Source organism: Micromonospora sp. MGP-C2 (assembly GCF_057766525.1).
The window spans coordinates 225,728-238,945 of sequence record NZ_JBYMEN010000002.1 but is presented as its reverse complement, the minus strand read 5'-3'; the positions used below and the strand labels follow the sequence as shown (position 1 = coordinate 238,945).

The window sequence follows — 13,218 nt, the reverse complement described above, 5'->3', positions numbered from 1 at the left end:
CGTTGTCATTGGAGTTGGCGAACAACGAGAGTCGGGGCGGGTGGACTTGTCGCTGATAGTTCCGGGCGCAGCACGGCCGTGTCAACGGGTTGATGGCGATGAAACGGGCCGGGCTACCCACGACCGCTTGCCGGGCCCCGACGCCGTACGGCGACGTGCGCCGAGGCCCGGCCGCGGATCAGCAGTAGAGGTTGGCTCCGGCGGACACACCGAGGATGCCGACGAACTGCTGGTACTTCGTCACGCGGCTCTGCACCTGGGCGGGGTTCCCGCCGTTGCACTCGATCGAGCCGTTGATGCTGCGGATCGTCTCACCGAAACCGGCACCGCCGACCATCGCATTGTGGGCGGTCATGGTGCCCGGCCCGTTCTGGGTCATCCAGTACCAGATTCCGGTCTTCCAGGCCACCGCGGCATCGGTCTGCACCAGCCACGGGTTGGTCAGCAGGGGCAGGTTGAGGGCGTTTCCGGCGGCGTTGTAGTTGAAGTTCCAGCTGAGCTGGATCGGCCCACGCCCGTAGTAGGCGGCCTGCCCGGCCGGACACCCGTAGGGCTGGCCGGGGTCGCAGTAGTGCGGGTAGTTCGCGGTGTTCTGCTCGACCACGTGCACGAGGCCGCCGGTCTCGTGGTGCACGTTGGCCAGGAAGGCGGCCGCCTCCTGACGCTGGACGGTGGCGCTGCCGCTCTTGGCGAACGCCGGGTAGGCGCTGAGTGCGGCGACGAGCCCGGAGTACGTGTAGAAGGAGTTGCGGCCCGGGAACATCTGGTTGAACTGGGCCTCGGTGACCACGAAGCCGCCCGGGTCGGTGGGCGGCGGGGTGGTGGGTGGCTGGCCGCCGCAGGTGTAGGGCTCCCAGTACCAGGTGCTGACGATGGGGTCGTAGCCGGGATTGTCGTGCTCGGCCACGTAGTAGAGACCGTTGGTGTACCGCACGATCGCCCCTGCCGCATACCAGGTTCCGGCAGCCCAGTTCGGGTGGTTGCAGGTGCCTCCGGTGGGCGGCGGCGTGGTGCCGCCCCCGCATGCGCCGAGGTCCTCCCAGACACCGGTCGTACCCGGTGGCGCCTCGGCCTGGGTCCACCACTTCGCCCGGTAGTTGCGGCCGTTGTGGGAGACCTGTGCGTCTCCCCAGTAGACGGCCGAGGCCTGCCACGATGCTGAACAGGCGGCCGCCGACGCAGCGGTCGACGGGATGACCGCAGCCAACCCGCCGACCACGGTCAGTGCCACCAGCGCGACCAGCGCGCGCAGTCTCGTCATGTGATCACTCCTTCCTGGGATCCCACTGGCCGCAGACTCGGCCAGGTATAGACATAGCTGACTGTAACATTTTCTGTTTACTTTCTTTACTGTTGCGATGGAGCCACCGCCTCGGCGGAGCGGTGACGGGATGTTGGAAGTTTCGGCCATTTTCCGGATCATGCGAGCGATGCCTTGGGGATCAACTCATCGGACGTCGATTTGCTGACTGCCAGGACCAGCGAACCGCCGACCCATCTCGTTTCGGACGGCTTCCGGAACTTGTTGACGTGCCGGAAATCCCGCTGCAATACTCCGATCCATCACGGTCGATGCAACGGCTCCGTGATGTCCCGGTTATGCCTCCCGCGAGAAGGGCACCACATGAGCAAGCTCTTCCCCCGCACGGCGCTGTGGTCGAGGCGGCTTCGCGCCGCGCTCGCCGTCCTCGCCACCGCCGTCGCGATGTGCGGCGTGGTCCTCGCGGCCACCTCGACCCCGTCGAGCGCCGCCACCTGCAACGGCTACGTCGGTCTCACCTTCGACGACGGTCCGACCGGCAGCACCAGCGCGCTGCTGAACGTGCTGCGCAGCAACGGCGCACGGGCCACCATGTTCAACGTCGGGCAGAACGTCCAGAACAACCGCTCGGCGGCCCAGGCACAGGTGGCCGCCGGCATGTGGGTCGGCAACCACAGCTGGAACCACGCCCACATGACCTCGATGAGCCAGGCTCAGATGCAGTCCGACCTGTCCCAGACCAGTTCGGCGATCCAGTCCGCCACGGGCATCCGGCCACAGCTGTTCCGGCCGCCGTACGGGGAGACCAACTCCACCCTCCAGTCCGTCGCGTCATCGCTCGGCATGCGACAGGTGATCTGGGACGTGGACTCGCAGGACTGGAACGGCGCGAGCGTCAGCCAGATCGTGGCCAACGCGAGCCGCCTCCAGGCCGGTCAGGTCATCCTCATGCACGACGGGATCCAGAACACCCGCGACGCCATACCGCAGATCATGGCCAACCTGACCAGCCGCAACCTGTGCCCCGGCATGATCTCGCCGTCCACCGGCCGGGCGGTCGCGCCCGACGGCACGACCCCGCCGCCCGACGGTGGCACCCCGCCACCCAGCGGCGGCACCTGCACGGCGACGGCGTCGACCACCAACGTCTGGGGCGACCGCTACAACACCTCGGTGACGGTCAGCGGCGCCAGCACCTGGACCGTGGTGGTGGCCATCACCGCACCGCAGCGGGTCTCCACCATCTGGAACGGCACCGCCACCTGGGACAGCAGCGGCACCGTGATGACCATGCGGTCCAACGGCAGCGGCAACACCTTCGGCTTCACCACGATGACCAACGGCAACAGCGGCGCTCGTCCGCAGATCCGCTCCTGCACGGCGGGCTGACACCGAGCCGGTGTGCGGCGGGCGCCCGGATGCCCGCCGCACACCCCGTCGCGCGGATCGGGGGGCCACTAACCTGCACTGATGCGACACACCCTCACCCCCTCCGACGACAGCCTGCACGGCCACTTCTCCCCCGATTTCCCGCCCGTGCTCACGATCGACCCCGGTGACACCGTCACGTACCGCACCCTGGACTGCTGGTGGTCGGCCGGTCCGTATCCCGGCGGAGCGAACCGGGACCGGCCCCGGGTCGCGCAGCATCAACCCGACCACGGTCACGCGTTGGTCGGGCCGGTCGCGGTCCGCGGTGCGCGCGCCGGCCAGACCCTCGCGGTACGCATCGATGCGGTCGTCCCCGCCACCTGGGGCACCACAGTGGCCGGTGGCTGGCCGAGCGGGTTCAACCAGCGCTACGGCGTGCAGGAACAACCGGTGGTGCATGCCTGGACGCTGGACCCGGCGACGATGACCGGCCGCAACCAGCATGGCCACACGATCGCACTGCGGCCCTTCATGGGGGTGCTCGGCATGCCACCCGCCGAGCCGGGGCGTCATTCGACGATCCCGCCGCGCCCGTGGGGCGGCAACCTGGACTGCCGGGACCTCACCGCGGGAAGCACCCTCCTGCTGCCGATCCCGGTGGACGACGCGCTGTTCTCGGTCGGGGACGGCCACGCCGCACAGGGCGACGGCGAGGTCGGCGGCACCGCGATCGAGTGCCCGATGGACGAGGTGACGTTGACCTTCGACGTCCGCGACGACTTCCCGGTCACCGGCCCGGTGGCCCGCACCGCGGACGCGTGGCTGACCCTGGGCGTCGGCGCGTCCCTCGACGATGCCTCGTTCATGGCTCTGGACTCGATGCTGACCCTGATGCAGCGGTTGCACGGCCTCAGCCGCGCGGACGCGGTGGCGCTGGCCAGCATCGCGGTCGACGTGCGGGTGACGCAGATCGTCAATCAGACCGTCGGCGCGCACGCGGTCCTCCGTGACGACGCGCTGGGCTGGCCGGGCGCCGATTCTGTCGGGGGCCGCCGTTAGCGTGTGCGCACTGTCGCCGCGCCGGCCACGTTTGGCCGGTCGCTGACCCCTCGGAGGCCCCCATGTCCCAGGAGACGACCTACCTCGAACTGTCCGAAGTGGACGGTGCGCACAAGTTCTACGAGGTCATCGTCGACAACGCCACGCTGACCGTGCGCTACGGCCGGATCGGCGACCAGGGGCAGATCAAGGCCAGCGCCTACCCGGACAACGCGCGGGCCCGCGCCGCCGCCGCGAAGAAGATCGGGGAGAAGGTCCGCAAGGGTTACGCGCCGGCGGTTCCCGGCGTCCGACAGAAGCGCACCGTCTCCCGGCGGCAGATCGTCAGCACCCGCTCCACCGCCCACACCGCTCCGGTGCTCTGGCGCTACGACTCGGGCGCTCCCGCCTTCGGCATCTTCGTCGACGGGCAGCACTGCATGGTCGGCAACGAGCACGGCGTGATCACCACGCTCGACCACGACGCCCAGGTGCGCAGTCAGGTCCGCCTCCCCGACGGGGTCAAGTGCATCGTCGCCGACGACGCCTGGATCTACGCCGGCTGCGATGACGGCAACGTCTACGACCTCTCGGGCAAGATGCCCCGGGTGGCGTACGCGATCGCCCCGGAGATCGACATCTACTGGCTGGACATCCACGACGGGGTCCTGGGCGTGTCGGATGCCGACGGCGGGATCACGGCGGTCGACCACGAGGACGAGTTCCTGTGGCGTCGGCCCGGGCGGGGCCGCTCGGCGTGGATGGTGCGGTGCGACAGCGACGCCATCTACCACGGCCATTCGCAGGGGGTGACCGGCTACGAGTGGCGGACCGGCGGCGAGCTGTGGCACACCAGGACCGGTTCGGTGCTCTTCGGCTGGCAGGAGCACGGCAGCGTGTTCGCCGGCACCGGCACCCGCGAGGTGGTGCGACTGTCCAAGGCAGGGCGACTGGATCGCACCTACCGGTGCGACGCCCCGGTGTTCTCGTGCGCCACCGCGGAGGGCGGCCAGTACGTCTTCGCCGGTGACAGCCAGTCCTCGATCTACTGCTTCGACGCGGCCGGCACGCGGCTGTGGAAGCTCGGCACCGGCTGCGGCTCGGCCTACTCCATGCAATACCACGACGACCGGCTCTACGTCGTCACCACCGGCGGCCACCTGGCCTGCATCGACGCGAGCGAGCCGGCGATCCGCGCGGCGCAGGCCGGGGACGTGCCCGAGGTGCGCGACGTCAAGGCCCCCCGTGAGGCACCACGGCCCGTGCAGCCGACGGTCGTCGAGGTGACCAGCGACGTCGGCGCGGGCGTGGTGGTGCAGTGCCTGGACGATCGGGGGCGGTTGCGGGTCCAGGTGCTCTCCGACGGTTACCGACGCGACTGGTCGGTGCAGTTCCCCAAGGGGATCCGCGAGCCGGGCGCCCGCTACCTGGTGACCGAGGTCCGCGAGGCCGGCCGGGGCGGGTTCTACCGGGCGTTCGGCGACATCCGCCGCCTGCGCTGAGCGGCGACCGCAGCGTCTCCGGTGGCCGGGCAGGCGCTGACGGGCCACCGTATCCCCCTGTCGTAGGGTGCCGACATGGCGCACCTCGTCCGGGCTGACGACGATGCCGGCACGGCGTGGTGGGCCGCCCCGCCGACGCGGCGGGTGAGTCACCTGCCGGCCGTCGACCCGGAGCTGCTGCGGGTGGCACTCGACCCGTTGCCACCAGCGGCGCCCGCGGTGGTGCACTACCGGCCCACGGTCGTGGGTCCCCTCGGCGACCTCGTGGACGCTCTCCTCGACCAACTGGACACCGCGGCGCTCGCTATGTTCCCCAGCTGGTTGGCGGGCGCCGACCACTTCGAGACCGAGGGCACGCTCGGCGTGGCGGCGGTGCGCGCCCTCGCGGCCCGGACCGCTGCCCGTTCCCGGCACTTCGGCCCGTTCCTCGCGGACCTCGCCGAGCGTGGGCTGCGCGGTCCGCGCCGGCCCGTCGGCCGGTCCCGCTTCGCCCCGGGTGTACGCGCCGCCGGGCTCGCCCGGGTGATTGCCGAGGCGTACGACCGGGAGGGCTGCGTTCTCGTCATCGCTCTGCCCGACCTGGGCGCGGGTGCGGAGCGGACACTCGTGGCCACCGCCGAGTGGCTCGTGCGGCACGCCGACTTCACGGTGTGGCTGGCCGGCGGGCCGCTGCGCCACGTCGACCGCGTCCAGTCGGTGCCGCTGATGGTGCCGGCGCGATTCGCCGGGCTGACCAGCACGATCAACCGGATGCCGGCCACGGCCGCCGAGCCGGGGTCGACGGTGTTGGTCTGGCCGCCGATCGCTGGCGTGCCACGTGGTGACAGCGCGGCCGAGCAGGCGTTGGAACGCGCGCTGGCACCGCACGACTGGGCACGGGGCCGGCGTTGGAACCAGACATACGAGTGGCACGTACTGGGTGTGGCGTACCGACTGGATCTTTTTTGGCCCGTGGAGGGTCTTGCGGTCGAGGTGGACGGCCCGGAGCATCGTGGGCGAATCGCTTTCGCCAACGATCGGCGGAGAGACGTGCAGCTTCAACTACTCGGGCTGGATGTTCTCCGCTTCACCAACGAGCAGGTGCTCTCCGACACGCCGGCGGTAGTCGACGGGATCCGTCGGCTGCTGGCCCGGCGACGCGCGGGCGGCACGCACCCCCACGGAGATGAGAAGACATGACGAGCCCGGCGGACGTCCCGCACCTGACGCCGAACCAGATCAACGCCCTCGTGGTGCTGATGGCCGAGGCGCGCCAACTCACCAACGTCGAGCTGCGCGAGTTGGCCGGTTTCACGCTGACCGGCAAGGACAACAAGAAGCTCGTCGATCTGGGCCTGGTCGACACCGACAAGTCTCGCCGGACCTTCGCCCACGAGCTGACCGACGAGGGCTGGCGTGTGGCACGTCAGCTACACACCGCTGCCCCGCCGAAGCAGGGCGGCTCGACCACCCGGTCACTGTTCGTCGTCCTGTCCAACCTGCACCGTTCGCTGGACCGGCTCCGGGTCAGCCACGGCGACTTCTTCAAGCAGACCGACGCCACGGCCTCGCCGGCCAGCGAACCTCGGGACGAAACACCGGCGCCGGCACCCGCAGCCGCGGCGGACGTGGAGGCGCTGGTTCGTACGGCGTACCGGGAGCTTGCCCCCGCGCCGGGCGCCTGGGTCGGTCTCGCCGACGTCCGGGACCAGCTTGCCCACACCGACCGGCCCACCCTGGACGCGGCGTTGCGGGCGATGGTCGGTCGGGAGGATGTCCGTATCATCCCGGTGGCGAACACCAAGTCACTGACCCCACGGGATCGTGCTGCAGCCGTTCGCATCGGGAACGAGGACAACCACGCCCTGGCGATCGGCCCGGCGTGATCCCCGACGACCAGCGGGTCGCGCTGGAAGCAGTGAGTCTCAACCCCGCGGTCACCCCCGATGACGTCTGGCGACCCAGCCCGCACAACGTGCCGGAGCTGCACGAGACGGTGGTCGCGGAGATCCTGCGCGGGGTGGCGCGGGCCCGCACCGACGACACGAGCATGCCACTCGGTGTCGCCATGCAGGGTCGCGCTGGCGCCGGAAAGACGCACCTGCTCGGGGCGGTCCGCGGACAGATCCAGCGCGACGGGGGCTACTTCTTCCTGGTCGACATGGTCAGTGGCAAGACGTTCTGGGAGAGCGTCGCTCTGGCCCTGGTGGAGGGCATGGGCCGCACCCACGTCGGCTGGGGCACCCAGCTGAAGACCTTCCTGCGTCGACTCACCCCGCAGCTCGGTCTGCCGGTGGAGGTCCGCGATGCGGTCGCCGGTGCCCGACCGGTGACCCGTGCGCAGCTCGACGCCTTCATCCGGGCACTGCGCGCCCGCGATCGGGAGGTCGGGCGGGACACCCAGGACACCGCTCGGGCGCTCGTCCTGCACGGTGCCATCGACTTCGAGGCGCAGGACGTGGGTTACGCCCACCTGATCTCCGAACCAGGCGACCCGGAGGCGCGGGCGGCATGGGGGTTGAGCACCGCGGTCCGCACGCCGCAGCAGATCGTGCAGGACATCTCCCGACTGATGGCCCTGACCCTGGACCCCACGGTCATCGCCGTGGATCAGCTCGACACGCTGTTCGCCCAGACCAGCACCTCGCTGCTGAACCACCACAACGGGTTGGAGGACGGCCAGGCCAGGGTGCTCGGCCCGATCGCCGACGGCCTGCTCAAGCTCCGCGACATCACCCGCCGCACGCTGGTCGTCGTCTCGTGTCTGCCGGACACCTGGGTGCTGATGACACGCACCGTCCCCACCCCGGTCGGCGACCGGTTCCGGGTGGCGACCCTGCCGGATCGGATCCCCACCCCGGAGATCGGGCAGGCGATCGTGGCAAAGCGCCTCACCGCCGCGTTCGCGGTTCCGCACTTCGTGGCGCCGCACCCCACCTGGCCGATTGCCCCTGCCGCCTTCGCCGACGCACCCACCCTGACGCCACGCGCCCTGCTGCGCAGGGTGGACCGCCATGTCGCCTGGTGCCGCGACCGCGACGAGGTGGTCGAGCTCGACCGGCTCATCGACGGCGCGGACTCGATGCCGACGGAGGGCACCACCGTCCGCGGCGGGTCTGGCGACCCGACGGACGACCGCCGCCTGCGCGAGTTGGACGCACGGTTCAGCGAGCTGCTCCAGGCCGCGGACGTGTCAGCCGCCGTCGATCCGGCAGGCGAAGACGAGCACATGCCGCCGTTGCTCGCCGCCGGCCTGGCCGCCTGGATCGCCGAGCAGGCGCCCACCGGTGCCACCTACAAGTACGATCCGCCGCCCGGTCGCAAGCCCGCGCTGCACGGGCGGCTGATCGAGGTGCTCGACGAGGCCACCGAGAACGAGGCGCACTGGTGCTTCCGGGCCATCACGCATCTCAACGCCATCGCCGTCACCGCCCGCGTCAAGGCCGCGTGCACACTGGCCGGACTGGACCGGGACCTCCCACAGCGGCGGCTGATCCTGCTGCGCAACGGTCCGTGGCCGACTGGGAAGCGTACGACCGAGGTGTTGACTGGCTTCGACGCGGCCGGCGGCCTCCGGCGTGGAGTGTCCGAGGCGGATCTGCGGGTCTTCGCGGCGCTCCGGGTATTGGCGACCGAGCCGTCCACGGCCTTGCAGGAGTGGCTGGTGGCCCGTCGTCCGGCCAGCGGCACCGAGCTGTTCCGGGCGGTCCTGCCCGGGCCCGACCGGACGCGCGACAGCACCCCGTCCGACCCCACGGGCCAGGCGACGGGCGGCGCCGATCCCGGCGCGACGAGCGCGCCTGGCGGCGCCGATCCCAGCGCCACGAGCGTGCCGGTCGCAGACGTGACCGGTGGTCCGTCGACCAATGCGGCCGGCGTGCCCGTACCCGCGGACGCGGTCGACACTGTGGTCGGCGCGGGCGATCGGGCCATCCTGCTGGGGCGAACCGTCGACGGAGGCCACCCGTTCACGGTGGCTCTGGAATCGTTGCGCCGGCACGCCGTCGTGTTCGCCGGGTCCGGTTCGGGCAAGACGGTGCTCATCCGCCGCCTGGTCGAGGAGTGCGCCCGGGAGGGTGTCTCCGCGATCGTGCTCGACCCCAACAACGATCTCGCCCGGCTGGGCGACGCGTGGCCCGAACCGCCGAGCGGCTGGGGGCCCGGCGACGCCGAACGAGCCACCGACTATCTCGCACACACCGAGGTGGTGGTATGGACGCCCCGGGTCACCGCCGGCCGGCCGCTGAGCTTCCAGCCGCTGCCCGACTTCACCTCACTGCGCGACTGGCCCGACGAGTTCGATCAAGCCGTCCGCTCCGCCGTGGAGGCGCTCGCGCCGCGCGCCGGCGTCGACCGGTCGAGCAGGCTCGCCCAGCAGGGCAAGGCCGTCCTCACCGAGGCCCTCCAGGCGTACGCGCGAAGCGGGATGGTGGGCCTGCCCGGCTTCACCGAGTTCCTCACCGACCTGCCCGAGGGGGTCAGTCGACTGGCCCGTGCCGGGAAGCTCGCCGAGGAACTGGCCGAGGCCCTCAAGGCGGCTATGGTCACCGATCCGCTCTTCGGTGGGGTCGGTGCACCGGCCGACCCGGGGCTGCTGCTGACGCCGTCGCCGGGGCGGCGGGCCCGGGTGTCGGTGATCAGCTTTGTCGGACTCACCTCCGACCAGGAGCGGCAGAGCTTCGTCAACCAGTTGCAGATGGCGCTCTTCGCCTGGATCAAGCGGCACCCGGCCGGTGACCGACCCCTGGGCGGGCTGTTCGTGATGGATGAGGCGCAGACGCTAGCGCCCTCGACCGGCACCACGTCCTGCACCGCCAGCTCAATCGCGCTCGCCTCGCAGGCGCGCAAATACGGGCTCGGGCTGGTCTTCGCCACCCAGGCGCCCAAGGGTCTTCACAACCAGATCTCCGGCAACGCGACGACGCAGTTCTTCGGGCTGCTCAACGCACCCGCGCAGATCGACGCGGCCCGGCAGCTCGCCGAGGCCAAGGGCGGGCGACTTCCGGACATCGGCCTGCTCAACAGCGGTGAGTTCTACGCCGCCGGGGAGGGGTTCTCGTTCGTCAAGGTCCGTACCCCGCTGTGCCTGACGCACCATCCGAAGGCGCCGTTGAGCCCCGAGGAGGTCATCGCCCGTGCCCGCCCGGCCGGCGTCGACGGTTGACCCACCGACCGTCGGCAAGGCGGGCGTCAGGACAGGTCGTAGTCGAACCAGATGCTGTGGGTGCCGTCTTCGTCGACTGTCAGGCCTCCCGTTCCACGGATGCCCGTCAGGCCGCCGGTGCCGCTCGTGGGGACGATCGTCAGGAACTCGGCCTGCCGGTCCTGACCCGTGGTGGTGGCGGAGTGCACGAAGTTGAAGGTGCCCGCGTTGCCGGCGACACTGCCCTCGAACGACTCCATGGCGACGTAGGTGCCGGTGCCGGTCGCGGGATCGAAGGCAGCCGTGAAGAGTGTTTCGGATCGGCCGTCGATCTCTCCGGTGAATGTCTTGCGCATGGTGGCGAAGCCGACCGGCAGGCCAGTCTTGACCTCGGGGCTCGGCACGGGGACCGCGGTGAACTCAGCCACGTCGAACGTTCCGATTGCTCGCATGTCCCGCACGGTAGTCCGCTCGGCTGACATTTCCGTCGGGATTTCGAGCGCCCCTAAAGCTGATCATGACTGTGGCTCGGGCAGAGGTGCGCGGGTCCGGCCGGCTGTCCGGCTGACTTCGACGGGTGACCCGTCCGGCTGGGTAACCTGACGCCATGATCTTCATTACCGCCAAGTTCCGGGTCCTGGCCGAGCACGCCGACCGGTGGCCGCAGATCGCCGCCGACTTCACCGAGGCGACCCGGGCCGAGCCGGGCTGTCTGTGGTTCGACTGGTCCCGCAGCGTGGACGACCCGACCGAGTACGTGCTGGTCGAGGCGTTCCGTGACGACCAGGCCGGCGCGGCCCACGTGCAGTCCGCCCACTTCCGCGCGGCGCAGGAGACCCTGCCTCCGCACCTGGCCGAGACGCCGCGCATCGTGAACGCCACAGTGCCGCAGGAGACCTGGTCGCTGCTCGGCGAGATGGCCGTCCCCGAGAGCCGCTGACCGCCGCAGGCACGCGGCACCGCCCGCGCCGACCGCGTCGAGGCGTTCCTCGACGCGTCGGCGGTCGGTGTCGACCCGTCGTCAGCGCAGCCGGCGGGCGGTGAAGCGGGCCGGCGGGTCGGCGATCACATCCTGTGCGGCGATCAGCTGGATCTCCCGGGTGCCCGCCGCGAGTGTCGCTTCGAGCACCGCGTAGACGGAGGCGATGGTCCGCTCCAGCGCGATCGCGGGTGAGCCGGTGGTCCACAGGTGCGCGAGATACAGCGCCGCCGTGACGTCGCCCCCACCGTTCGGGTTGATCGGCAGCAGCGGCGTGGTCACCGCCCAGGCGCCCTCGTCCGAGACGGCCACCACCTCCAGCGAGTCCGGGGGCAGGTCGCCGTGGAGCACGCTGGTCACCAGGACGTGCCGCGGCCCGGTCGCGCGTACGACGTCGACCGCGTCGAGCACCTCCGCGAGCGAAGTCGTCGTACGGCCGGCGAGGAAGTCGAGCTCGAAGTGGTTGGGTGTGATGATGTCCGCACGCGGCACGACGGTGTCCCGCAGGTACTCGGGAATGCCAGGGCGGACGAACATGCCGCGACCGGCGTCGCCCATCACCGGGTCACAGCAGTACAACGCGGCCGGGTTGGCCGCCTTGACCTTCGCCACCGCGTCCAGGATCACCGCGCCCATGGCCGGGTCGCCCTGGTAGCCGGACAGCACCGCGTCGGCGCCGCCGAGGGCTCCACGGTCCGCGATGCCCTCGATCACCTCGGCCACGTCGGCGGCCGCCAGCATCGGCCCCCGCCACGCGCCGTACCCGGTGTGGTTGGAGAAGTGCACCGTCAGGACCGGCCAGACCTCGTGGCCAAGCCGCTGCAGGGGAAACACCGCTGCCGAGTTGCCGACGTGACCGTAGGCGACCGACGACTGGATGGACAGGATCTTCACCGGCTCATCATGGCCGCCCGGGCGGGCGCCGCACGCGCGGCCCGCCGAATCTGTCGGGTGGCCCACTCGTCGCGTACCCCTCGGTGACGAGCGGGCGGCCCGGACATCGTCGTCCGGGCCGCCCGATGGTTCTCCCGGTCAGCCGCCGAGGCTCGCCGCGGCCGAGGCGATCGACGAGGCGAAGTAGCTCACCTGGGTGTAGACACCCGGGTAGTTGGGCCGAGCGCAGCCGTTGCCCCAGCTCACGATGCCGACCTGGATCCAGGCGTTCGAGGCGTCGCGGCGGAACATCGGGCCACCCGAGTCACCCTGGCAGGTGTCCGTGCCGCCGCTGGCGTAGCCGGCGCAGATCTCCTGGGCGGGGATGAGATCGCCACCGTAGTTGGCGTTGCAGGTGGAGTCGCTCACGAACGGCACGTTCGCCTTGAGCAGGTACCGCTGCTGGCCGCCGCCCTCGCGCGCGGCGCCCCAACCGGCCACGGTGAAGGTGCCGCTGTCGTAGGCGGTCGTGTTGGCGATCTTCAGGGTGCTCAGCCCGGTGACGGGGCTGGCCAACCGGATCAGCGCCCAGTCCCGGCCGGAGCCGTTGTAGCCGGGAGCCCGGTAGACGTAGTTCGACCGGACGGTGATGCGGCTGGACGACTGGAGGTCGACCGTCCCGAGCGTCGCGGTGATGCTGGTGTTGGTGCCGGTCGAGCCCACGCAGTGCGCCGCGGTGAGCACCAGTCGGGCGCTGTACAACGCCCCGCCGCACCCCATCGAGAGTCGCACCATGAACGGGAACTCGCCCTGAGCGGCGCGGGTGCCGCCGACGACGTTCGGCGTCATGGGGTTGTCGGCCGCTGCGGCCGGCGCGGTGAGAGTGAGGCTGGCCGCGGTGACCGCGGCCAACGTGGTGGCCAGCAGGCCAGTGAGGGTACGCCAGCGAACCATGCATTCCTCCGCATCAGGATGGCACGCCTCGTGAGCGCACCTCGTTCGAGATAGCGGTCATCATATTGAGCTGCATGGATTTCTTGGGCCATCCTCTCTGGGTCGTACCACCGGGGCT

At 70.7% G+C, this 13,218-nt stretch carries 11 protein-coding genes; 7 read left to right on the top strand and 4 right to left on the bottom strand.

The window, feature by feature from the left end; all coding sequences use genetic code 11:
• Positions 1–178: 178 nt before the first annotated feature.
• Positions 179–1,261, bottom strand: coding sequence for a glycoside hydrolase family 19 protein (locus tag AC3CF1_RS00560; protein WP_141909078.1), 1,083 nt, complete (start codon positions 1,259–1,261; stop codon positions 179–181).
• Between the two features lie 363 nt (positions 1,262–1,624).
• Here AC3CF1_RS00560 and AC3CF1_RS00555 point away from each other — a divergent pair, with 363 nt between their 5' ends.
• The 6 genes from AC3CF1_RS00555 (at position 1,625) to AC3CF1_RS00530 (ending at position 10,315) form a co-directional block, all read left to right on the top strand.
• Positions 1,625–2,650, top strand: a complete 1,026-nt coding sequence (locus tag AC3CF1_RS00555) for a polysaccharide deacetylase family protein (protein ID WP_488449250.1) — start codon at positions 1,625–1,627, stop codon at positions 2,648–2,650.
• Positions 2,651–2,731: 81 nt separating this feature from the next.
• Positions 2,732–3,691 carry an acetamidase/formamidase family protein gene (locus AC3CF1_RS00550; RefSeq protein ID WP_141909077.1) on the top strand — a complete coding sequence of 320 codons (960 nt, stop codon included), beginning with the start codon at positions 2,732–2,734 and terminating at the stop codon, positions 3,689–3,691.
• Between the two features lie 62 nt (positions 3,692–3,753).
• A complete protein-coding gene (locus AC3CF1_RS00545) occupies positions 3,754–5,172 on the top strand; it encodes a WGR domain-containing protein (protein ID WP_488449249.1) in 1,419 nt (472 codons plus the stop codon).
• A gap of 75 nt (positions 5,173–5,247) precedes the next feature.
• The gene (locus AC3CF1_RS00540; RefSeq protein WP_488449248.1) at positions 5,248–6,351 is read left to right on the top strand and encodes an endonuclease domain-containing protein; all 1,104 of its coding nucleotides are present in this window, start codon (positions 5,248–5,250) and stop codon (positions 6,349–6,351) included.
• Entirely contained in the window at positions 6,348–7,037 is a 690-nt protein-coding gene (locus AC3CF1_RS00535; protein ID WP_488449247.1) for a hypothetical protein, read from the top strand. The genes AC3CF1_RS00540 and AC3CF1_RS00535 overlap by 4 nt, the downstream gene beginning before the upstream one ends.
• A complete protein-coding gene (locus tag AC3CF1_RS00530) occupies positions 7,034–10,315 on the top strand; it encodes an ATP-binding protein (protein ID WP_488449246.1) in 3,282 nt (1,093 codons plus the stop codon). The genes AC3CF1_RS00535 and AC3CF1_RS00530 overlap by 4 nt, the downstream gene beginning before the upstream one ends.
• Positions 10,316–10,341: 26 nt before the next feature.
• Here the strand turns inward: AC3CF1_RS00530 and AC3CF1_RS00525 are convergent, their stop codons facing one another.
• The gene (locus AC3CF1_RS00525; RefSeq protein WP_355160458.1) at positions 10,342–10,746 is read right to left on the bottom strand and encodes a DUF3224 domain-containing protein; all 405 of its coding nucleotides are present in this window, start codon (positions 10,744–10,746) and stop codon (positions 10,342–10,344) included.
• A 155-nt stretch (positions 10,747–10,901) separates the two neighbouring features.
• On the opposite strand from AC3CF1_RS00525, the gene AC3CF1_RS00520 reads away from it, so the two are divergent.
• Positions 10,902–11,234, top strand: coding sequence for a putative quinol monooxygenase (locus AC3CF1_RS00520; protein WP_088947801.1), 333 nt, complete (start codon positions 10,902–10,904; stop codon positions 11,232–11,234).
• Between the two features lie 81 nt (positions 11,235–11,315).
• On the opposite strand, the gene pdxY is transcribed toward AC3CF1_RS00520, so the two are convergent.
• Both pdxY and AC3CF1_RS00510 read right to left on the bottom strand, forming a co-directional pair.
• The gene (gene pdxY, locus AC3CF1_RS00515; protein ID WP_088947800.1) at positions 11,316–12,167 is read right to left on the bottom strand and encodes a pyridoxal kinase PdxY; all 852 of its coding nucleotides are present in this window, start codon (positions 12,165–12,167) and stop codon (positions 11,316–11,318) included.
• A gap of 138 nt (positions 12,168–12,305) precedes the next feature.
• Positions 12,306–13,100 (bottom strand): S1 family peptidase, encoded by a 795-nt coding sequence (locus AC3CF1_RS00510; protein ID WP_088947799.1) that lies wholly within the window; start codon positions 13,098–13,100, stop codon positions 12,306–12,308.
• Positions 13,101–13,218: the final 118 nt, after the last annotated feature.

Coding starts and splice junctions, on each gene's coding strand:
- AC3CF1_RS00560 (WP_141909078.1), bottom strand. CDS start 1,261: ATGACGAGACTGCGCGCGCTGGTCGCGCTGGTGGCACTGACCGTGGTC.
- AC3CF1_RS00555 (WP_488449250.1), top strand. CDS start 1,625: ATGAGCAAGCTCTTCCCCCGCACGGCGCTGTGGTCGAGGCGGCTTCGC.
- AC3CF1_RS00550 (WP_141909077.1), top strand. CDS start 2,732: ATGCGACACACCCTCACCCCCTCCGACGACAGCCTGCACGGCCACTTC.
- AC3CF1_RS00545 (WP_488449249.1), top strand. CDS start 3,754: ATGTCCCAGGAGACGACCTACCTCGAACTGTCCGAAGTGGACGGTGCG.
- AC3CF1_RS00540 (WP_488449248.1), top strand. CDS start 5,248: ATGGCGCACCTCGTCCGGGCTGACGACGATGCCGGCACGGCGTGGTGG.
- AC3CF1_RS00535 (WP_488449247.1), top strand. CDS start 6,348: ATGACGAGCCCGGCGGACGTCCCGCACCTGACGCCGAACCAGATCAAC.
- AC3CF1_RS00525 (WP_355160458.1), bottom strand. CDS start 10,746: ATGCGAGCAATCGGAACGTTCGACGTGGCTGAGTTCACCGCGGTCCCC.
- AC3CF1_RS00520 (WP_088947801.1), top strand. CDS start 10,902: ATGATCTTCATTACCGCCAAGTTCCGGGTCCTGGCCGAGCACGCCGAC.
- AC3CF1_RS00510 (WP_088947799.1), bottom strand. CDS start 13,100: ATGGTTCGCTGGCGTACCCTCACTGGCCTGCTGGCCACCACGTTGGCC.